Below are 20,591 nucleotides of genomic sequence, written 5' to 3'. Positions count from 1 at the left end.
TCCTCACTCACCTGCCTCTCCGAAAGAAGGAACAGCAATATGAGCACCCATCACAGCCCGCTCCGAGTGGCCATGGTCGGCACACGCGGCGTGCCGGCACACTACGGAGGGTTTGAGACGGCCATTGAAGAAATCGGATCCCGGCTGGTGGAACGGGGGGTGGACGTCACCGTCTACTGCCGTCCACACGATGACGAACGACCTCCCCGCCACCTCGGCATGAAACTGGTGCATCTGCCGGCGCTCCGGCTGAAAGCCGGTGAAACGCTCAGCCACACGGCCCTGTCAGCCATGCACATGCTCCGCGGGCCAAAGTTCGATGCGGCGTTCCTGTTCAACGCTGCCAACGCACCGTTCCTGCCGCTGCTGCGTCGTTCTGCAACGGGGGTGGCCGTTCACGTGGACGGGCTGGAGTGGAAGCGCTCTAAATGGGGCGGCAAAGGTCGTAGCTACTACCGCTGGGCGGAACAGGCTTCCGTCCGCGGAGCGGACGCGCTCATCGCAGATGCAGCAGGTATTGCCAGCTATTACCGCAGCGAGTTCGACGCCGACACCCGGCTTCTGGTCTACGGGGCACCGGAGAAAGGCAACCTGGCCACAGACAAGCTGGGCGCCGCGGGACTGGTCCCGGACGGCTTCCACCTGGTCGTGGCGCGGTTCGAACCGGAGAACCATGTTGAACAGATCCTGGAGGGCTACAGAAACAGCAAGGCACAGCTGCCCCTGGCAGTCGTGGGATCCGCGCCGTACGCCGCTGCGTACACCGAACGGATCAAAACACTGGCCGCAGGGGACAACCGCATCCGGCTGATGGGCGGGGTCTGGGACCAGGAACTGCTGAGCCAGCTCTATTCTCACGCCCGGTCCTATCTCCATGGCCACTCGGTTGGTGGAACCAATCCTTCCCTGCTGCGCTCCATGGGATCTGGGACCGCGGTCCTTGCATACGACGTCGTCTTCAACCGCGAGGTGCTCGGTCCGGATGCAGGACGGTACTTCGACGGCGCGGCGCAACTGACCGGGCTGATTGAAGAGCTGGACCTGGATAAGGGGCTCGCACGAGCCATGGGCGCCGCCGCCCGTGAGCGGGCGCAAGCCGCCTACCGCTGGGACGACGTCGCCGAAGGATACCTGCGGCTCGCCAAGGACCTGGCCAGTGGAAGCAGCACCCGGAACGCCCGGGCCAGGCGCAATCCGGATTCCCGGTGGAAGGTACACGGTCCTGAACGCCCGGCAACGCTCCGCGGCGCCATGCCGGAGTCAGCACCCGCTTTCGCACACCCACCCACTGCACCAGAACCACGACCGGCGGCTCATGCCGCCCAAACAAGAACGAGGTAGTACATGACACTGCGAACTGGGGCGCAGCCAACTTTCCGAGAAGCACTGGACGGACTATCAACTGCCCAAAAGAGCGCCAAAGGCGCACCTGCATACTCCCGCTACGTCAACCGGCGCCTAGGACGGTACCTCGCTGCAGGTGCCTGTACCGCAGGATTGAGCCCAAACCAGGTGACGGCACTCAGCGCCCTCGCCACCTTCACCGGCATTGGAGTGATCGTTGCCGTTCAGCCAACCTTCCTGTCTTCCCTCGCAGTCTCTCTACTGCTGGTGCTGGGGTACGCCCTTGATTCGGCGGACGGACAGCTTTCCCGGCTGACGGGCAGGGGGTCGATGGCGGGGGAGTGGCTGGACCACACGGTCGACGCCTTCAAGGTCGGTTCCATTCACCTTGCCTTCCTGGTCTGCTGGTGGCGGTTCTATGACCTGGATGCGAGATGGCTACTCTTGCCTCTGCTGTTCCAGGTACTCGCCACAGTCCACTTCTTCTCCACCCTTCTGATGGACCAGCTGCGGCGCAGCCTCCGCGCCTCCGGGAAAGCACCGCTGGATGAAAGCCGTTCTTCCTCACTGCTGTATTCGCTGGCAGTGCTGCCTACGGACTTCGGGGTTATCTGCGTATTGGCACTTCTGCTCTTTGTTCCCTGGCTGTTTACCGGCCTGTATGTGTTCCTCTTCACCTGCACCGCCGGGTTCCTCGTCCTGGCTCTGGGCAAGTGGTACCGGGAGGTGAAGTCGTGGAACTAAGCGAATACCTGCTGCTCTTCCGCCGCCGGCTGCTGCTGATCCTGTTCATTGTGTTCCTTGCTGTGGACGCCGCGATCCTGGTGAGCTGGGTGAGTCCGAAATCCTACGAGGCCCGGGCGGATCTTTTCGTCAAGGCGCAATCCTCCAGCAGCTCCTCCTACGAGGACTCGCAGTTCACCCTTCAAAGGGTGAAAAACTACCCGGACCTGGTCAGGAGTCCGCAGGTTCTTGCGCCCGTCGCCGAAAAACTTGGCAATGGCATGACTGCGTCCGACCTCGCCCGGCGCGTCAGTGCCGAAAACCCCAAGGACACTGTGTATGTCCGGGTTACGGCCTCTGCCGCATCGGGCAAGGAAGCGTCAACCACCGCGAATCTTGTCGCTGAAAGTCTTGCTGACCAGATCCGACTCCTGGAAAACGATGAGGACTCGCGGGCTGCCGTAGTTGATCCCCAAATCACCGTGCCCGCTGCACCCCCTGCCCACCCGGCGTCACCGGACATCGTCACGAACCTCGTGCTTGGCGCCTTTGGAGGTCTCTTTCTCGGCCTGATTGCAGCCATTGCTGTGGACCGCAGGGGTGCAGCCCTTCATTCCGCAGAAGACGTGGTCACCGCCTCCGGAGTGGAACTCATCGGGCGGATGCCGGTGCTGGGCCGAAGCACCCGTTTTGCACGGCGCAAACAGGAGGGTGCTGACACTGAGCTGCGTTCCTTGCTGACACGCATTCTGCTTCGCACCGGTGGACAGCTGCCCCGTATCGTGCTGGCCACGGGATCATGCCAGCGCTCGACGGTGTCCGGAGAGATGATGCTCGAGGAATGGGGCCGTTTCATCGCCGACAGTGGCCGGCGTGTGTGTGTCCTTCAGGGAAATGGTGCCGTCAGCGCTCCCTTTGGGCTGGCACAGGACAGCCAGGGGTTCACGGAGCTGGTCACCGGGGCAGCGGATGCAGGTGAAGTGGTTCGCCAAGTGGGCACAGGCTCACTGTTCGCTGTGGCAGCCGGGGCGGGTCCTTTCCGCCCGGCAGCTGACACCGGCAGGAACGCCGGAACCCTGATCAAGGAGCTCGCGGAAGATTTCGATGTACTTCTCACGCTCACCGCCGCTGCCTCGGAACCGCTCAATACGGACATAGTGGGGGCTGTCTCGGAGTGTGCGCTGGTCTTGGTCTCTTATGGATCAACAACTGACGCCCAGTTGGATGCAGCGGTCATGGAAATGCGTTCCCAGGGTATTGAACCTCTGGGAATCGTCATGCTCGACGTTCCTGCCGGCGTGCTCAAGGGAGTGCTGCGGCCCCGGCTGACCGCGCCGCTTGCCGCTTCGGAGGAACGCCAGTGAATGCGTGGATCCTCAGGGCTGCCCCGTACGCGATATGGCTCTTGCTACTGGGCAGCACAGTGGCCTGGCGGAAAGGGTTCTATTACGACGGCGGAGCGGATGGAGTGGTCCTGGCAAAGGCCGCCTGCCAGGCCCTGGCCTGCCTCCTTGCCTTCGCCCTTGCGGCCAGGGCGCCGCAGCGCCGGAAGATCCCGGGGCGGCCCTTCCTGCTCTTGTTTCTTTTCGTTTCGGTGTCGCTGCTCGGTGCTGTTGCTGTTGGAGACATAGGAGCCTCGGTTGTCCTGGCTGCGCGGCTGCTCCTGGTCGCAGCGACAGTGGGATTCCTGCTGGCCGCTTCTCCCACCCCGTCCGCGCTCAAGCCGCTGCTCGTGGCGATGGCGATCGTAGGCCTGGTGAGCGCCGCCACTGGCTTGCCGGGGCTGTTGGCGGGCCAACGGCTTTCAGGTGTCATTCCACCGCTTCGGCCCAATGCGATCGCCATGCTGTGTGGAGTTCCTGCCATTGCCTTGGCACACAGCATCCTGCGGGGCAAAGGGACCTTCGCCCGGGTCACTTTCCTCGGAATACTGCTGGGCGCAGTGCTTGCCACTGAATCGAGGACGGCTCTGCTGGGCCTTGCGCTGGCGGTGGCCCTGATTGTCCTCGCCCTCCGAAGGATGCGGCGTGTGGTAGCTGTTGGACTACTTGGGCTCGGGACGGTCATGCTCCCCGCGCTCCTCTATACCCCTGCACTGATGAACATGGTCATGCGGCCGGGGAGCGCATCCCTGCTGACGCTGAATTCCCGTACCCTCGCGTGGGAGACCGTGCTGGATACGCCTGCCCGCACCTGGGAGCGATGGGTCGGCGGGGGATTGTCAATCAAGACGGTGGCCGTCGAGGGCCAATACTGGGATTCCCAGGTCTTGGACTCAAGCTGGATCTCGGCTCTCGCCCAAGCCGGTGTCCTGGGCACGCTTGTCCTTGCAGTCTGGGCTTTGTCCCTCCTGTCACGCAGCCTGAGGAGGGCGCCGGACTCATTCCTGCCGGCCATGCTGGTGTTTCTGCTGCTGCGGAGTTTCCTGGAGAACGGCCTGACCGAGGTCAGTACCTCTTTCCTTCTGTTCTTTGCCATGTCCCTAGTGGTTTGGGAACCCCGGGCGGAGGCAGCAGATACTGCTCCCGCCCGGGGTTATACGGCAGTCAACAGGCCGCCGATTCCCGTCATGCCTCAGTTGGTAAAGGCACCGAGATGACGTGCTCCCGTAGGCTGACCGGCCAAGCCGGCTATAGGAGCCGGCAGCGGAACGGCAACTGCGCCGGCCTGGTCCTGCACCGTGCGGTTGGCGATGAGGGTGCCTGGAGCCAGGGGGCTGGGCCCGGTGATCTCCAGATGCGTTTTCTCCTGGCCAGTGGCCGCGCGGAATGCCGCGATACCGGTGTACACACGGGCGTTGGACTTACCTCCGGACCACACCACGGCCCATCCGGGTTGCTGGGCATTGACCCGGTGATACACATTGCCCTGGGCCGTGACGCGGAGCTGCTCAGCGGTGAACTCCCTCGAATAGTCCTCCACACACAGCAGGCAGTTTCCGGCAGCGGAGGTGGAAGCGATGATGTTGTTTCGGACGGTTACCGGTCCGTTAACCCACGTCATCGTCCTGTCAGGGAACGGTTGGCGGGGGTCATGCCCGGGAGTCGACTGGTTACTGGCTCGCCGCTTGTCCTGGACAACGTTTATTTGCCGACCATTGCCACTGAAGGTGTTGTTCCAAATCTCCACCTCACTGGTGTTGTTGACCTTGACTCCGAAGTTCCGGTTGTCGGCGATGACGTTATCCACCAACCGCACTTTGGCGGAAATCTCGGCCGAGACGCCGTGACTCGCATTGCCGGTCATGGCGTTGCCGGACAGGTCGGCGTTGTACACCGACTCATCGAGCCACAGCCCGGTACCCGCATTGTTGCGGAACGTGCTTTGCTTGACGCTGACGCCGCGCGTTCGTCCGACTTTCATGCCGCCGGCTACCGGTGCGGTCTTGAAACGCTCCACGTTGTTGCCGCTGGCATCCAGCCCGGTCACCGTCAATCCATCGGCGTACACCACGCTGACACCCATCAGCCCGTTCCGGGCCGAGGTGACATTGCGCAGGGTGACCCGTCCGGCACCTACGGCAATCCCGGTAGTGGAATTGTCGGTGATCGACACGTTCTCAAAGACGACGCCGGTTTTTTCAACGGTGACAGCGCCCATGTGGGGCACCGACGTGGCAAATCTCCGAATGCCGATTCCCCGAACCACGGAGTTCTCGGCGCGGACGCTCATAGCCTTGGCCAGGGCGCTGGCACGGACGGTTTTTCCTGCCGGGTTTGTCCCCAGGTAGAGCTTCTTGGCAGCGTAATCCACGTAGAAGGTCCCGGCTGTAACCTCAGCCAGGGAACCCACCTGCTTCTGCGCCGCATTGTCGATCCATACCTGATCAGGATGCGAGGCCATGGGGTAGGCCGGGTCTACGAAGGAACCTCCGTGCTCGGTTCCCGGCTTTCCCCACTGGTACGTAGGGCTGGAGTCGAACGTGGGAGTCCAACCGGCGGCTGCATAGACCTTGCCGGACGGTACGAAATTACTGACCTGGCGGCTTCCATCCAGCCACACAGCCTCGTTGGGGTAAGCCTGGACAGTCAACGGCTTGTTAACCGGGATGGTTACTTCCTCGTGGTAGGTGCCGCCGCGGAGAACGACTGTGCCGCCCTGGGATGCGCGGGCAATAGCCGCCCCGATGGTACGCAGCGGAGCAGCGAGCGTACCGGCAGCGGAGTCCGAGCCGCCCGGCGATGCGAAAACCGCCCGTGCAGGTACCGAGTACGCGGTGCTTCCGACGGGCGCGGAACCTGCCGTGTTCCGGGAGCCTGGTTCTGCCGGTGGCGCCGGTTTAATAGGCGGCTCCGGCACAGTGGGCGGTGCGGGACTGACCGGTGGTTCCACTGGGGGAACAGGTGGAGCCGGCGGCGGAGCGACGGGGACCGTTTCTTTCCTCAGCGTCTGCGCGGACAAATCGTCATAGGCCACCGTCGCTGGTTGGCTGGTCGCGGAGACATAGGTGGTGATCCGGAGCGTACCCGCAGCGGTTATCCGGGCAGTCCCGGAGTCCGAGGCGGTTTGCTGCCATTCGCCCGGTGTTGTGCCGGCCGGCCATGCACGAGCCTTCACCTCCACGGGCGAACTGCCGGTCGCCTGCAGCTCCATGTTCACCTTCTGCCGCGCGCCAACGCGGAAAGGCAGGGCAACGGAGCGGGCCAGCGCGGATTTGGTTTCCGGCCCGCCGTTGGTGCGGGAAATATCCAGGAAAGCCTCACCGCCCGGCAGGACCCGGAGCGTGGCTTGGTAGAAGGATCCACTTTTATAGCGCACCTGGAGCCCGCTGTGGACTCCACCACCGCTCGCTGGGAGTTCGGACACCGAAACGCCGTAGGACGCCGAGAGGTCTGCGGCGGGGGAAACGCCTGCTTCAACGGTGCGCGACGTCCCCGGCTCCGGCATCTTCACAGTGCCCGTGCCGCCGGACACCGCGAGGGACGGCAGCCAGGTGGTGGTGTAGGGGGTTCCATTCTCGGACTTCCCCCAGCCGTCCTGGACCGAACGGGACATGCTGTCGCGCAGGAGGGGGACATCCGGAATGTATTCGGGGGGATCGGCTGCGGAGGCAGGCGCCGGAAAGGCGACAAGGCTCAAGAGCACAGCCGTGAGAACGGGAAGGTGTCCACGTTTTCGAACGCGTTGAAGGGAACGGGATGAAGGGGGATTCATAGAGGTCTCTCATGTAGGCCTGCCGCCCAGCTACAGACAAACGAGCAAAGTGATCAATCGAGACCTGCTGAAGTCAACCACAAAACGGCTTCGTTGCCAACATGTTATTGAGAGGGATGCTGTGAAAAAGTTTGCCGTCGGCTACGCAGCCGGAGCATTTGACCTGTTCCATATTGGACACCTAAATATCCTCAGGCACGCAAAAAGCTATTGCGATTACCTGATCGCAGGTGTGGTTTCAGATGAATTGTGTGAAAGCACCAAAGGCACCCGGCCGATTGTGCCCCTGGCCGAACGCCTGGAGATTGTCGGAAACATCAAGTGCGTGGACAGGGCCTACGCAGAGGTTGAATCCGACCGGCTAAGCACGTGGGAAGAGCTGCGGTTTGACGTTTTCTTCAAGGGGGACGACTGGCGCGGGACGGCCAAGGGGCGTGACCTGGAAAGGCGCTTCGCCGCCGTCGGCACGGAGGTTGTCTACTTCCCCTATACGGTTCACACCTCCAGCACGGCCCTCCGGCGCGCGCTGGCTGCCATGAGCGCCGCCCGGCCCCTTGAGGCCTCCGCAGGGGACATGGGATGAATGCCGTAGCCGGGCGGCAGGACACCGTGCTGGTCGCGCATCCGTCCGCAGAGCTGTACGGATCCGACCGCGTGCTGCTTGAGAGCGTCCGAGGTCTGCAGGAAGGCGGCGCCCGGGTAGTGGTGACCGTTCCGGCCGAAGGTCCCCTCATTTCCGAGCTGCTGGAATGCGGTGCCGAAGTCGTGCTGTGCCGGACGGTGGTTCTGCGCAAGGCACTGCTGTCCCCGCGCTCCCTGCCCATGCTGCTGCCCACGAGCGTGGCAGCAACCTGGCGAATGCTGTTGCTTCTGCGGAGACTGAAACCGCAAAGCGTGTACGTCAGTACGCTCACCCTGCCGTTGTGGTCGGTTCTGCCGCGCCTGCTTGGACTCAGGGTGGTTGCGCACGTTCATGAGGGGGAAGAATCTGCCCGGCCCTTCATCAAGCGGGCCTTGGCTGCCCCGTTGCTGTTTGCCAGCCGGATCCTGGTCAACAGCCGGTTCAGCGAAGCTGTCCTGCATGCGGCCCAGCCGCGCCTGAGACGCCGCACCACAGTTGTGGACAATGCTGTTCCCGGGCCCCCGACCCCGCTGGCGCTTCGGCGGGAAGTGCACGGCGACGCCCGGATCACCTACGTGGGCCGTCTAGCGCATCGTAAGGGCGTGGATGTGGCCGTGGAGGCGTTCGCAGAACTCACGGCCTCCGGCAGCGCAGCACGCCTGGACATAGTGGGGGCCGTCTATCCCGGTAACGAGGGGTATGAGGAACAGCTCCGCCAGACCATCCGGGACTTAGGTCTACAGGACCGCGTCCATCTGCACGGTTTCCAACCTGACGTCTGGCCGTACTTGGCCGAGGCGGACATTGTGCTGGTGCCGTCCCGAGCCGACGAACCGTTTGGCAATACAGCCGTCGAAGCAATCCTTGCGGGCCGTCCGGCAGTGGTCAGCGATACATCAGGGTTGCGGGAAGCGGCCGGTAACTACAGCAGCGTGCGGCTGGTGCCGCCGTCTGACCCGGGAGCCATCGCTGAGGCTGTGGAAAAAATGCTCGCTCAGTGGAGCTGGTACTGCGACCTTGCTGCTGCTGATGCGGTGACCGCGGCCGGGCGCCACAGCCCGGAGTTGTACCGGAACAGAATCGCCGCACACTTGCTGCCGTCCCGCGGGTCCTACGTGAAAGGGAAAGCATGAACAGCCATGCACTGTCCGGAGCGCGCAAATCGCCAGAGGGCAACCCCGCGACGCCTGGTCCTGCTGGGACTCACCGTGTGTCGCGGCAACGGCGGGACATCCAGGGCCTGCGTGCCCTGGCTGTTGTAGCCGTGATCCTCAATCACCTTTTCGAGCGGCCTGCGGGCGGTTTTGTCGGGGTGGACGTTTTCTTTGTCATCTCAGGCTTCCTCATTTCGGGACTGCTGGTCCGCGAGGTGGCGGCGAGCGGAAGAATCGATTTTGGTGCCTTTTATGCCAGGCGGGCCCGCAGAATCCTGCCCATGGCGCTCCTGGTAGTGGTAGTCACGGTGGCCGCCACATACCTGCTCTACAACTCGGCCAGGGGTGCCTCCGTCCGGACGGACGGCATTTTCGCGGCGCTGTTCGCCGCTAACTGGCACTTCGCAGCCGTCGGTACGGACTACTGGCAGACCGACGGAGTGGTATCCCCGCTGCAGCATTACTGGTCACTGGCAGTCGAGGAGCAGTTCTACCTCTTTTGGCCTTGGCTGATCATAGCCGCCGCATTTATTGGAATGAGGACAGGACGCCGTTCCCCGACTGCCGTCACCGCAGGGCTGATGGCCCTCGTGGCAGCAGCCTCGTTTGGTTATGCGCTATGGCAGGTGACGGCCGCGCCGACATGGGCCTACTTCTCAACGTTTACCCGCACCTGGGAACTCGCCGCCGGGGCTCTGGCCGCTCTGGCGCTGCCGCTTTTCGGGCGGCTGGACGCACGGCTGCGCAGCGCTATGGCGGTCACAGGCCTGATGATGATCCTGGCCAGCCTGTTCGTAGTCCATCCGGACAGCGGGATTCCGGCTCCCGGAACTGCGCTTCCTGTCTTCGGAGCCGTCCTGGTGATCGCGGGTGGAACAGGACACACTCCACGAAGCATGCTGCTCCTGACTAACCCCGTGTCCCAATACCTCGGCCAGATATCCTACTCGCTGTATCTCTGGCACTTTCCCGCCATCATTCTGCTGCGCGTTTTCTTCCCCGAGTCCGGGACGGCCTACGCGCTTGCCGTATTGTCCTTGACCACCGTTCTCTCCGTCCTTTCCTTCCATCTGGTGGAAGATCCCATGAGGCGTTCCCGCCTGTTTGGCCGGGCTGGGACAACCCGGGACCCCGGAGGCCGGCAGGCTCTGTCCAACTGGGCGCCGCCTCGTTGGAAACCCGTGGCGCTTGCCGGGCAGGGCGTGTTCACCGCAGTGCTAGCCGTAGTCCTGCTCCTCAACCCCGCCGGCCCCGGGGGCGGCAGCACCTCCGGTGCGTCATTGGCAACAGCGGCGGGCACGTCAACCGAAGACACCGAAGAAGGTACACCCGCAGGCGCCGGTTCGGCTGCCAAGCCGGAGCCTGCGGAGGAGGTGGCAGGAGCCGTTTCAGCCGCACTGGCCGCCAGGGAGTTCCCCGAGTTTTCGCCATCGGTCGAGTCCCTGGGCACCTCAGCATGGATCAAGGAAGTAAACAGCGACGGGTGTGCCGAGATCACTGCCAGCAATTTCGACGGCTGCGCCCAGGGCCCTCCCATGCCGGTCAAGACCGTAGCTGTACTGGGGGATTCCTATGCCATCGCCTGGATGCCTGGCATCCGTGCCGCCGCCGAGAGCGCGAACTTCCGGGTGATACCCCTGACCAAAGGTCAGTGCCCGGCAGCATCGGTCCAAGTGACGCGGGACGGCGGCACGGACTATCCGGAATGCGCGGAGCATCGGGAATGGGCCCTTGCCCAGATCAGGGACATCAAGCCGGACCTTCTTATTCTTGCGGATGCTGACAACACACTGTCCCGCCTCGCCTCCGGAACGGGCGGGGACGGCACTCCCTCTGCAGTAGATGAGGTGCAGGGAGGGTTGTCTGACACCATTGCAGCAGTTCAGGACAGTGTCGGCGAGGTGCTGCTGCTCGCACCGCCACCCGCCGGCCGGAACCTCCAGGACTGCGTAACGCGGGTCGGATCGCCGACAGACTGTGTGAGCGCGGTCTCTCAACAGTGGCGCCAGATGCAGCAGGCACAGGAAGGTGCAGCGGGATCCACGGGTGCACGTTACGTCGCCACCGACAGGTGGTTCTGTGACGCGTCCGGTGCCTGCCCGGGATTCGTGGGAAGCACCCCGGTCCGTGTGGATACTTCCCACATCACACCGGCATATGCCCGGTTCCTGGCGCCTGTGCTCCTCGGTGTCATGTAGGTCTTCGGGGCCACAACAACCTTTCGGACTCCCGAAGTCCTCTCGCCTGTGAGGGAGGAGGAGGGCTGGACCGGTGGAACACTTCCCGTGCGGGATCTACCGGTTCAGCCCTGCATTCGGGGAGCCGGCGGCCTTTGCGCGGCTGTCATCCTCCTTGGGCTTGCGTGCTCCTACAAGGAAGGAGGGTGCGTCAAGGAGCCATGGGAAGGGCGAGCGTTTGATCAGCGATCCGGCGCTCAGGCAGAGCAGGATGACCGGCAGAGCCAGCAGGGGCGGAACGACTGCTGCCGCCATTCCCGGTGAGCTTTGCAGCAGGGGCATGAGACCAGTCAACTTGACTACCGCGCTCAGTGCGGAAATCAGGACGATGTGGAAGATGTAGACGGGCAATGTCTGGGATCCAATCCGACGTAGGCCGCGGCCCGCCCGCGAATCCATGTTAATCCGGGATACAAGCTGCGCCGTGACGAACAGGGCCAGGCCGGAGAGCACGGTCTCCAGCAGCAGCTCCAGGCGGAATGCCGTCATGACCGCATAGATGGCGACGTAGAGGGCCGCGGACAGTCCGAGGACGCCATAGCTTCGACGGCGGCTGAAGCTCGCCCACAGCGCCGCGCCGTGCACTCCCAGATAGAACCAGAGGAAGTTCGCCAGGACGGAGGGTATTTTTGCGGCATCAAACGGTTCGGTCAGCAGTCCCTGGGTGTACGGCTGCACCAGGGGTGACAACGCACTCATCACGGCGAGCGGGATAAGGGCGTATGCGCTGCGGTTCCCCAACATCCGCAGCAAAAACTTCGTGGCGAGGAAGAAAACCGGCAGGGCGTACAGGTACCAGAATGATGTGGGAAGCACCAGGCTGAGGAGCAGCTGCCCCACCTCAGGTTCGGCGTCGGCCGACAGGAACGGGAGCCACCGGCGCAGCAGGAACAGCGCAGTCCACAAGACATAGACGTAGTACAACCCGAGCGTGCGTGATCGGGAGCTGCCCAGCGGGCGGCGCAGCGCCGAGACGCTCAAATACCCCGAGATGAAAAAGAACAGCGGCATCCTGAGGGGATTGAGCGCGTCGCTGATAACCCACCACAACCCGGGGCCGCTGTGGACCTCCGTCTCCATCCACAGGGACAGGTGATACAGGACCACCAAGACCATGCAAAGACCTTTTGAAAAATCGATCCAGGACAGCCGTTCTTTTACTGCGCTGCCGGAATTGTCCCCAGTTGACACGCGTCCTCCTCTAATGGGCGTCATAGTGGCATATCCGCAGCGATTACGTAACCGAAATTTCCGAACCATTCACCGCCCTGCAGGGTCTCCTGCGCGACGGACACCGGAACTAAGGCACGGCTCAGGTGCGCTCGCGGTCCTGCAGTGGGATGATTAGCACAGACTTGTGTTGCGTAATGGTGCCGGTCACCCGTGCGCATCCCCAACGGCCAGCCAAGGAGTTTTCCCGTGCCTGTGGTTTCAACCCCAGAGACCCTCAAGCCCGCTGCCGGGCCGATCGACAACGCCGAGGTGCTTCGCATCCGCAATGACTTCCCCATCCTGGACCAGCACGTCAACGGCCGGCCGCTGGTGTACCTGGATTCGGGTGCCACGTCGCAGAACCCGCTGAGCGTGATCGAAGCCGAGCAGGAGTTCTACGAACAGCGCAACTCGGCCGTGCACCGCGGTGCGCACACCCTGGCCGTCGCGGCAACGGACGTGTTCGAGGACGCCCGCACCGCAATCACCGGTTTTGTGAACGCTGCTCCCGACGAGATTGTCTGGACCTCCAACGCCACCGAGGCGCTGAACCTGCTCACCTACTCCTTCTCCAACGCTTCCGCCGGCCGCGGCGGGGCAGCGGCCCGCCGCTTCACGCTGGGCGAGGGGGACGAGATTGTGGTCACCGAGATGGAACACCACGCCAACCTGATTCCCTGGCAGGAACTTGCTGCCCGCACCGGAGCAACGCTGCGCTGGATTCCGGTGGATGACGCCGGTGCGCTCCGGCTTGACGAGGCCGAGCAAATCATCGGCCCGCGTACCAAGGTGCTGTCCTTCACCCATGCCTCCAACGTGCTGGGCACCATCAACCCGGTGTCCGAACTGGTGACGATGGCCCGCCTGCACGGTGCGCTGGTGGTGCTGGATGCGTGCCAGTCCGTGCCGCACCTGCCCGTGGACGTGAAGGCGCTGGATGTGGACTTCGCGGCGTTCTCCGGGCATAAGATGCTGGGCCCCACCGGCATCGGCGTGCTGTACGGCAAGTCGGAACTGCTCAACGCTCTGCCCCCGTTCCTGACCGGCGGTTCCATGATCACCACCGTCACCATGGACAAGGCCGAGTACCTGCCCGCCCCGCAGCGCTTTGAAGCCGGCACCCAGCGTATTTCCCAGGCGATGGCCCTGGGCACGGCGGCCAACTACCTGCAGGAAACCGGCATGGACCGGATCCATGCGTGGGAGATGGAACTGGGCCAGCGCCTGGTCTCCGGGCTGGAAGCCATTGAGGGTATCCACGTGGTGGGTCCGCCGTCGGGCGTTGAGCGCATTGGGCTGGCCGCGTTCGACGTCGCCGGCGTCCATTCGCACGACGTGGGCCAGTTCCTGGATGACAAGGGAATCGCAGTGCGGGTGGGCCACCATTGCGCACAGCCGCTGCACCGCCGGCTGGGGCTGGTGTCCACCACCCGGGCCAGCACCTATCTGTATAACACCACTGACGACGTCGACGCGTTCCTGGACGCGGTAGCCGGCGTGCGTCCGTTCTTTGGAGTGAAGTAGCCATGAGCTCGGATTTGGAACAGCTGTACCAGCAGATCATCCTGGACCACGCCAAGACCAGGCACGGCGAAGGCCTGCAGGATGCGCCGGCCGGTGCGGCGGCGGGGGAGTCCCACCAGCTGAACCCCACCTGCGGGGATGAGATCACCCTGCGTGCAGTGCTCGGCGGGGAAACCCTGGAGGGAGTCAGCTGGGAAGGGCAGGGCTGTTCCATCTCCATGGCGTCTGCCTCGGTGCTGACGGACCTGATGGCCGGGATGCCCCGGAACGAGGCGCTGAGCCTGGTGGAGAACTTCCGTGAGGTGATGCGTTCGCGCGGCACCGTGGAAGCTGACGAGGAAGTGCTTGGCGACGCCGCTGCCTTCTCCGGCGTCTCGCGCTATCCGGCACGGGTCAAGTGCGCCATGCTCGCGTGGGTTGCGTTGGAAGAAGCGGTTCTCGCCGCGCAGTAGCGGCGGCAGTTGATGCGGGGCCCTGCCTCGTCACAGGCTGGCCGGCCCCGACCTGAGCGGCAGCTCCACCCGGAACACGGTTCCGCGCCCCACCTTGGACGCTACGGAGATCCGTCCGCCGTGGGCGTCGACGATGTCCCGGGTAATGCCCAGGCCAAGTCCGACGCCGGGAATTGCCGCTTTCTTCACCGCGGCCGAGCGGAAGAACCGGTTGAACGCTTCGGCCTGTTCCGCCTCGGTCATGCCCATGCCCTGATCCTGGACTTCCAGGACGGCAATGCTGCTTTCGGCGCGCACCCGGATGGTGACCGTGCCGCCGCCGGGGGAGTATTTGATGGCGTTTGAAAGCAGGTTGTCCAGCACCTGCTGGACCCGGACGGGATCAAAGAAACCGCGCACATCTTCAGGGATGTCCAGTGCCAGCTCCACGCCGGCAGCATCGGCGCGTGGCTGGGCGGACCAGGCGGAGGAGGCAGCCAGCTCCCGGAGGGACAGCTCTACGGGCTCGAGGTGCACCGAGCCCGCTGCCGTCGTCAGCAGGTCAGCGACCAGGACCAGCAGCCGCTCAGCGTTGCGTATGGCCACGGTAAGTGACGCCGTCAGCGCGGCGGAGTCACTGCGTTCCTCCGCTTCGCCGATGGCCAGATCCAGGTAGCCGATGATGGAGGTCAGCGGCGTGCGCAGTTCGTGGGAGACGCTGGCCACGAAATCCTCCTTGGCCCTCAGCGCCTGCAGCATTTCGGTGACGTCACCGAACGCGATGACAGACCCGTTGAAATCCCCGTTCTCGTCCGTGAGCGGACGGGCGGACACAGTCATTGCCCGCTGTTCCGCACCGCGGCCCACCGAAACCAGGACGTCCGAATAAGCTTCGCGGCGCATGGCCCGGGCAACGGGGCGTTCTTCCGCCGGCATCGGAGTAACGCCGTCGGGCAGGTAGAGGTGCATGTCTTCCTCGGACCAGTTCCCGGTGTGCGAGGGAAGCGCCAGCTCGTGAGTGGTCAGCTGTCGGTTGTTCATCAGCATCACGTGGCCGTCCTTGGCCAGGACCACCACTCCCACATCGATCGTGTCCAGTACGGCGTCCAGGAGCCGCGCCCGCCGGCGGCTGTCCTGCAGGCTGCGCTTGAGCTCCCGGTCCTTCTCTTCCAGGGCGTGCTGCTGCCTCGAGGCATCCTGCGTCATGACCGTGGCCGACTTGTGAACCAGCAGCATGATGACGGGGACAAGCAGGGACCGGGCAAAATCCCGAAGGTCCGGGCTCGTGCCGATTAACGGACTCCAGACCACCAGCAAGGATCCCGCGATGGTGAGGACTGACGCCGCCCGGGGGGCAAAGCCGGACCAGGCGAGCCAGAACACCGGGAACACCGTGAGCAGTAGCATGCCGGTGACATCAGGCTGGACCGCGCGGAAAAGCAGCGCAATGGCTACGAAATCCAGGATTGGAATTACCCAGTAGGCCGCGTCGAAGAACTTTTCCCACGGGAGCCCGGCCGAAAGCAGCGTTAGCAGGACCATGAGCCCCAGGCCCCATAGGTAGACCGGGTCCTGTAACGCGGAGGGTTTGTTCAGCAGAACGATGGGAACCGAAACAAGCATTGCCAGGAACAGCGGCAACTGGCTGAGGCCGACTCGGGTGCGCAGGCTCAGTTCGTGGAAATCCCTGCGAATTCCAAGCACGGACAGGGCATTGCCCCGAAAGCTGGACATCTGCCCGGTACCTCGCATTTTCGCCGTGAATGGAATCCATAGTTTATGCGCTGAGGCTGTAGGATGCCGAATAAGGGGAGCGGGTACAGCAGGTCTCGCAGGACAGGAAAAACCAAGAAGCTATGGAAACTCAGCGCGTCGCCGTCATTATCGAGGACGACAAGGACATTCGCGATCTTCTTCACGCAGTACTCCAGCAGTCTGGTTTTGAAGTCCACGCCAGCCCCACCGGGCTGGAGGGAGTCGAGGCGGTACGCCTGCACAATCCTGCCGTTGTCACCCTGGACCTGGGCCTGCCGGACATCGACGGCTTCGAAGTCATCCGGCAGCTGCGTCTCTTCAGCGACGCCTACATTGTGATGCTGACGGCCCGCGCAGAAGAGCTTGACACCCTGATGGGTCTCGAGGCCGGCGCGGACGACTACATTACCAAGCCGTTCCGCCCGCGGGAACTGCGTGCCCGGATCTCGGCGATGATGCGCCGCCCCCGCAAGGACTCGGTCCCGGCCGCCCCGGAAACAGCAGCCGTCCCCGCGCCGCAGCCCCCGGTAGCCGAGACACCTGCCGGGCACCATGATGACGTCTTTAGCCACAACGGCCTGGTGCTCGACGCCGGGACGCGCACCACGGTGCTGTCCGGCAAGGACGTTGAACTGACGCGCACAGAGTTCGATCTGCTGCACGCCCTCCTGGAGAGCGGGCGCCGGGTACGGAGCAAGACGGACCTCGTGCGCCGGCTGCGCGGCGAGGACTACGACACGGGCTCCTACATCAGCGAATCGGATGAACGCACCATTGAAGTCCACGTGGGCAACCTCCGGCGCAAGCTGGGCGACGATTCCAGGTCCCCGCGCTGGCTGGAGACGGTTCGCGGCGTAGGCTACCGGCTGGCACCGGCCAGTTAGCCTGCCACCCCACCAAGCGGCAGGCCGGGTTGCGCCACAGGCGCTGTCCGGGAGAGGGCGCGGCTAGATAGCGTCCAGCATTTCCCGCAGCGACACCAGGGTGGCCGCACCGCACTCCTGCATGGGTTCCAGCAGGGACAGAAGTCCCTGGATATCTGTTCGGCCCACCATTTCCTGGGCTATTCCTGCGTAGCCGGCGAGGCGCTTCGCTCCGGCCATGTGGCTGGAAATTTTGATGCTGAGCACCACGTCCATGGCGCCGGGGTAGTCTTCGCCGTCGAGCGAATTCACCAGCCGCCGGTATCGGCCTTCCCACATGTCTATGTAATTGCCGACGAACTGGCGGCAAATCTCCGGGCCCATCTGCCTGCTCAGCTCACGCAGCGAAGCGCTCGAGACCAGGACGTGGGAAACCGGGCTGTCAATCACGGCGGTCATGCCGGATAACGGGCGGAAGCAGCGGCACGGGCGCGGGTTGCGCGGCCCGGAGGCGCGGTGCTTGGGCGGGGAGACATGGGGGTCCTCCTGGAGGGCAGCCGTCCCCTTCTGGGGGAGGGCAGGTGGATCAGTACCGCCAACGGTTCCATGCCAAGCTCAGGAACTGTCCCCGGCGAGGCTCAAGATCTCAGAAAGTTTGCTGAGGATTCCTGCAGGCCCACGAAAACGACGGCGCCTGCTCCGCAGAGGAGCATGCGCCGTCGCGGTCGCTGTAACGCCTAGTCGGCGATGTAGAAGAGCCTCTTGTTCACGAACTCATCCATGCCCAGCGGGCCGAGTTCCCGGCCGTAGCCTGAACGCTTGACGCCGCCGAAGGGAATGTCCGCTCCCTCGCCGACACCGTTGACGTTGGCCATGCCAACCTGGAGCTGCTGGGCAACCCTGCGGGCGCGCTCCTCATCCGTGGAAAAGACTGCGCCGCCCAGCCCGTAATCGGAGTCATTGGCAAGGCGGACGGCTTCCTCATCGCTGCCCACCTTGTAGACCACTGCCACCGGACCGAACAGCTCTTCGCGGTAGGCACGCATTTCCGGGGTGATGCCGGTCAGGACTGCGGGAGCCAGGTAGGCGGAGGGGCCGTCCTGCAGGGTTCCGCCGGCGTGCAGGGTGGCTCCCTTGTCCACGGCGTCCTGGATCTGCTCGGCGAGCCCCTCGGCGGCTGCGCGGGAGGACAGCGGAGCGTACGTACCGTCGGCAGCCTCGGCGGGGTCACCGGGCTTGAGGTCCTTGGCAAGGTCCGTCAGTTCAGCCACGAAATCGTCGAAGATGTCCTCCGCCACGATCATGCGCTTGTTGGAGTTGCAGGCCTGCCCGGTGTTCTCAATCCGGGTAGCCCAGGCATTGGCCGCCGATTCCTTGACGTCCTCGGTGTCCAGTACCACGTACGGGTCCGAGCCGCCGAGTTCCAGCACTACCTTCTTGAGGTTCTTGCCGGCGAGCTCGCCGATGATGGCACCGGCACGCTCGGAGCCGGTGAGGGATACACCCTGGACGCGGGGATCCGCGATGATGTCCGCGATCTGGTCATGGCTGGCGAAGACATTCTGGTAAACACCGGCCGGAACTCCGGCGTCGTCCATGATCTTCTGGATCGCCAGGGCGGACTTGGGGCAGGACTCAGCGTGTTTGAGGACGATCGTGTTGCCCAGCATCAGGTTTGGCGCCGCGAAGCGTGCCACCTGGTAGTACGGGTAATTCCACGGCATGATGCCGAGCAGCGGGCCAACCGGCAGCTTCTGGATCATGGCGCGGCCGCCGCCGATTGCCTTGATTTCCTGATCCGCCGCAAGCGCAGGGCCTTCAGTGGCGAAGTAGTTGAAGATGTCCGTGCAGTACTCAGCCTCGCCGGCGGACTCCGGAAGCGGCTTGCCCATTTCTTCGGTGATGATTGCCGCGAGCTCATCCTTGCGCTCGGTAAACAGCTCACCGATGCGGGCAACGATCCGTCCGCGTTCCTCGATGGGAACCTCCCGCCAGGACTCGTAGGCTGCCTGCGACGCTGCAAGGGCATCCTGGATCTCGGCGTCGGTTGCCAGCGGGAATTCTTCCCCGGGTTCACCGGTGGCGGGGTTCACTACCCGGTAGGACCTGGCCGTTGTCTTGGAAGTGGTGCTCACGTCCGTACTCCTTACGCATTTATGTGGGTTATGTCATCATGCCGCGAAACTCCCTCCCGGGTAAACAAAATGCCTGATGGTGACACGAATCAGGAACCCGCGGCCGCTTTCCGCGGTGGCTGGCGGCGCGACGGGCGGCGCTTCGTGCCGCGGGAGCGCCAGGCATAGACCGCGATGGTGCCCAGCGCAGCCCCCAGCCCGTTGGCCATGACGTCGTGCGGGGTGGCGTACCGCCCGGGAAGCAGCAGAGCCTGGGCCGCTTCTATGCCCGCTGAAACGCAGAGGCCGACGACGGCGGCAAGCCAGCACCAGCGCGGAGTCAGCCTGGCGGCGAGCAGCAGGCCGGCCGGGAAGAACAGTGCCACGTTGGCTACCGCTTCAACCAGCGTGTAATCGACCCACCCCGGTGCGCCGAGGGAGTGGAACAGTTCAAGCGCCTGGTCCAGGTAGCCGCGCAGGCCCCGGTCCACGGGCTGCGGCCAGAAAACGACGCCGGCCAGCAGAACCGCATAGGCCGCCAGGCCCAGCGCCAGAAGATGGCGGCGGGACCTGCGGGCCGCAGGAACTGGCTGCATATCCATCGGTTCCTCGCTGCCTGGCGGCCCTTCCGGGGGCTGGATGTGGTCAAAGGTGCGGCTGCACGGGCCGGATTGCGCAGATTTTGCGGCCTTGTTGCGGACCTCTTGAGCATTGTCGCAAGGTTTTCCAAACCCTGTGCCGGGACGGCCCGGTTTCTTGAGAATTGGATAGCAGATTAGTCATGTCGGCGGGAAGAGTTCCCGCCGGGCACTCAACTCTTAGGGGATACGAATGAACAAGATGGCTAAAGGCGCACTGGCAACCGGCGTAGGCGTGGCACTGCTTCTCGGCGGCGGCGGAACGCTGGCGATCTGGAACGACTCCGCCAACGCCACCACCGGTTCGATCGTGGCCGGCAACCTGGACCTCGAGTCAGGTGCCGCCGTCTGGAAGAAGTCGGATGGAACCGTCATTCCCAACATCTCCAACTACAAGGTGGTCCCGGGGGAGGTGCTGAAGTTCGAGCAGCCCCTGACCATCGAGCTCAGCGGTGACCAGCTCAAGGCCACACTGGCACCGGACTTCGGCGCAACGTCGAACGGCTTCTCCAGCCAGCTGAGCTACGACTACAAGATCACGCAGGCCGGCACCGAGCTCAAGGGCCGTGACCTGACCTCCGCCAACTCCGGTGCCGCACTGGTCACCGCTACCGTCACCTTCAACAAGGCCGCCGGCAACGACACGCGGAAGGCAACCCAGGACCTCTCCAAGATCACGTACAAGCTGGACCAGGTCATCCGCTAGAACCTGCTTCATCTGTTCATTCGTGCCGTGCGCGGCATCCGCCGCGCACGGCACCCCCCCCCCCCAAAAACAGGAGGCACGGCGGGAACGGGGGGCGGGCAATGCAAGCAGCAC

17 protein-coding genes are annotated in these 20,591 nt (G+C 64.0%); 11 read left to right on the top strand and 6 right to left on the bottom strand.

The window, feature by feature from the left end; genetic code table 11:
• Positions 1-39: 39 nt before the first annotated feature.
• The 4 genes from GD628_RS10925 to GD628_RS10910 all read left to right on the top strand — a co-directional run bounded on the left by GD628_RS10925 (position 40) and on the right by GD628_RS10910 (position 4,666).
• Positions 40-1,341: a DUF1972 domain-containing protein gene (locus GD628_RS10925; RefSeq protein WP_152274743.1), complete on the top strand. Its 1,302-nt coding sequence runs from the start codon at positions 40-42 to the stop codon at positions 1,339-1,341.
• Positions 1,342-1,497: 156 nt separating this feature from the next.
• Complete coding sequence (locus tag GD628_RS10920) at positions 1,498-2,088, top strand: CDP-alcohol phosphatidyltransferase family protein (protein ID WP_226802490.1); 591 nt, start codon at positions 1,498-1,500, stop codon at positions 2,086-2,088.
• Positions 2,079-3,431 (top strand): Wzz/FepE/Etk N-terminal domain-containing protein, encoded by a 1,353-nt coding sequence (locus GD628_RS10915; protein ID WP_193313252.1) that lies wholly within the window; start codon positions 2,079-2,081, stop codon positions 3,429-3,431. Before GD628_RS10920 ends, GD628_RS10915 begins: the two co-directional genes overlap by 10 nt.
• Positions 3,428-4,666: an O-antigen ligase family protein gene (locus GD628_RS10910; protein WP_152274740.1), complete on the top strand. Its 1,239-nt coding sequence runs from the start codon at positions 3,428-3,430 to the stop codon at positions 4,664-4,666. The genes GD628_RS10915 and GD628_RS10910 overlap by 4 nt, the downstream gene beginning before the upstream one ends.
• Here the strand turns inward: GD628_RS10910 and GD628_RS16510 are convergent.
• Positions 4,642-7,146, bottom strand: coding sequence for a right-handed parallel beta-helix repeat-containing protein (locus GD628_RS16510; RefSeq protein WP_193313251.1), 2,505 nt, complete (start codon positions 7,144-7,146; stop codon positions 4,642-4,644). The genes GD628_RS10910 and GD628_RS16510 overlap by 25 nt on opposite strands.
• A gap of 196 nt (positions 7,147-7,342) precedes the next feature.
• On the opposite strand from GD628_RS16510, the gene GD628_RS10895 reads away from it, so the two are divergent.
• The 3 genes from GD628_RS10895 to GD628_RS10885 all read left to right on the top strand — a co-directional run bounded on the left by GD628_RS10895 (position 7,343) and on the right by GD628_RS10885 (position 11,195).
• Entirely contained in the window at positions 7,343-7,804 is a 462-nt protein-coding gene (locus GD628_RS10895) for an FAD synthase family protein (RefSeq protein ID WP_152274737.1), read from the top strand.
• Entirely contained in the window at positions 7,801-8,976 is a 1,176-nt protein-coding gene (locus GD628_RS10890; RefSeq protein ID WP_152274736.1) for a glycosyltransferase, read from the top strand. The genes GD628_RS10895 and GD628_RS10890 overlap by 4 nt, the downstream gene beginning before the upstream one ends.
• 77 nt (positions 8,977-9,053) lie before the next feature.
• The gene (locus tag GD628_RS10885; protein ID WP_193313250.1) at positions 9,054-11,195 is read left to right on the top strand and encodes an acyltransferase family protein; all 2,142 of its coding nucleotides are present in this window, start codon (positions 9,054-9,056) and stop codon (positions 11,193-11,195) included.
• 96 nt (positions 11,196-11,291) lie between these two features.
• On the opposite strand, the gene GD628_RS10880 is transcribed toward GD628_RS10885, so the two are convergent.
• On the bottom strand, positions 11,292-12,449 hold the full coding sequence (locus GD628_RS10880; RefSeq protein WP_226802532.1) for an acyltransferase family protein: 1,158 nt from the start codon (positions 12,447-12,449) through the stop codon (positions 11,292-11,294).
• Between the two features lie 204 nt (positions 12,450-12,653).
• Here GD628_RS10880 and GD628_RS10875 point away from each other — a divergent pair, with 204 nt between their 5' ends.
• Both GD628_RS10875 and sufU read left to right on the top strand, forming a co-directional pair.
• Positions 12,654-13,970 (top strand): aminotransferase class V-fold PLP-dependent enzyme, encoded by a 1,317-nt coding sequence (locus GD628_RS10875; protein ID WP_152274734.1) that lies wholly within the window; start codon positions 12,654-12,656, stop codon positions 13,968-13,970.
• Positions 13,971-13,972: 2 nt separating this feature from the next.
• The gene (gene sufU, locus GD628_RS10870; RefSeq protein ID WP_152274733.1) at positions 13,973-14,422 is read left to right on the top strand and encodes a Fe-S cluster assembly sulfur transfer protein SufU; all 450 of its coding nucleotides are present in this window, start codon (positions 13,973-13,975) and stop codon (positions 14,420-14,422) included.
• A 30-nt stretch (positions 14,423-14,452) separates the two neighbouring features.
• On the opposite strand, the gene GD628_RS10865 is transcribed toward sufU, so the two are convergent.
• Positions 14,453-16,135, bottom strand: a complete 1,683-nt coding sequence (locus GD628_RS10865; RefSeq protein ID WP_193313249.1) for a sensor histidine kinase — start codon at positions 16,133-16,135, stop codon at positions 14,453-14,455.
• A gap of 122 nt (positions 16,136-16,257) precedes the next feature.
• Here GD628_RS10865 and GD628_RS10860 point away from each other — a divergent pair, with 122 nt between their 5' ends.
• A complete protein-coding gene (locus GD628_RS10860; RefSeq protein WP_091606603.1) occupies positions 16,258-17,040 on the top strand; it encodes a response regulator transcription factor in 783 nt (260 codons plus the stop codon).
• A gap of 63 nt (positions 17,041-17,103) precedes the next feature.
• On the opposite strand, the gene GD628_RS10855 is transcribed toward GD628_RS10860, so the two are convergent.
• The 3 genes from GD628_RS10855 to GD628_RS10845 form a co-directional block, all read right to left on the bottom strand.
• Positions 17,104-17,478, bottom strand: coding sequence for a hypothetical protein (locus GD628_RS10855; protein WP_141653683.1), 375 nt, complete (start codon positions 17,476-17,478; stop codon positions 17,104-17,106).
• Between the two features lie 278 nt (positions 17,479-17,756).
• Positions 17,757-19,154 carry an NAD-dependent succinate-semialdehyde dehydrogenase gene (locus tag GD628_RS10850; RefSeq protein WP_091606598.1) on the bottom strand — a complete coding sequence of 466 codons (1,398 nt, stop codon included), beginning with the start codon at positions 19,152-19,154 and terminating at the stop codon, positions 17,757-17,759.
• A gap of 89 nt (positions 19,155-19,243) precedes the next feature.
• A complete protein-coding gene (locus tag GD628_RS10845; protein WP_152274731.1) occupies positions 19,244-19,735 on the bottom strand; it encodes a VanZ family protein in 492 nt (163 codons plus the stop codon).
• 229 nt (positions 19,736-19,964) lie between these two features.
• Between GD628_RS10845 and GD628_RS10840 the strand changes: the two genes are divergently transcribed.
• A complete protein-coding gene (locus GD628_RS10840; RefSeq protein ID WP_152274730.1) occupies positions 19,965-20,477 on the top strand; it encodes an alternate-type signal peptide domain-containing protein in 513 nt (170 codons plus the stop codon).
• Positions 20,478-20,591: the final 114 nt, after the last annotated feature.

This window comes from Arthrobacter koreensis (genome assembly GCF_009193255.1).
In the GTDB taxonomy this organism is placed as follows: domain Bacteria; phylum Actinomycetota; class Actinomycetes; order Actinomycetales; family Micrococcaceae; genus Arthrobacter_B; species Arthrobacter_B koreensis.
The sequence above is the reverse complement of the archived record's forward strand: the minus strand, read 5'-3'. Positions and strand labels throughout refer to the sequence as shown.

Excerpts from the sequence above, each read along its gene's own strand:
- GD628_RS10860 (WP_091606603.1), top strand. The coding sequence starts at position 16,258 with ATGGAAACTCAGCGCGTCGCCGTCATTATCGAGGACGACAAGGACATT.
- GD628_RS10925 (WP_152274743.1), top strand. The coding sequence starts at position 40 with ATGAGCACCCATCACAGCCCGCTCCGAGTGGCCATGGTCGGCACACGC.
- GD628_RS10845 (WP_152274731.1), bottom strand. The coding sequence starts at position 19,735 with ATGGATATGCAGCCAGTTCCTGCGGCCCGCAGGTCCCGCCGCCATCTT.
- GD628_RS10890 (WP_152274736.1), top strand. The coding sequence starts at position 7,801 with ATGAATGCCGTAGCCGGGCGGCAGGACACCGTGCTGGTCGCGCATCCG.
- GD628_RS10880 (WP_226802532.1), bottom strand. The coding sequence starts at position 12,449 with ATGACGCCCATTAGAGGAGGACGCGTGTCAACTGGGGACAATTCCGGC.
- sufU (WP_152274733.1), top strand. The coding sequence starts at position 13,973 with ATGAGCTCGGATTTGGAACAGCTGTACCAGCAGATCATCCTGGACCAC.
- GD628_RS10865 (WP_193313249.1), bottom strand. The coding sequence starts at position 16,135 with ATGTCCAGCTTTCGGGGCAATGCCCTGTCCGTGCTTGGAATTCGCAGG.
- GD628_RS10855 (WP_141653683.1), bottom strand. The coding sequence starts at position 17,478 with ATGACCGCCGTGATTGACAGCCCGGTTTCCCACGTCCTGGTCTCGAGC.
- GD628_RS10840 (WP_152274730.1), top strand. The coding sequence starts at position 19,965 with ATGAACAAGATGGCTAAAGGCGCACTGGCAACCGGCGTAGGCGTGGCA.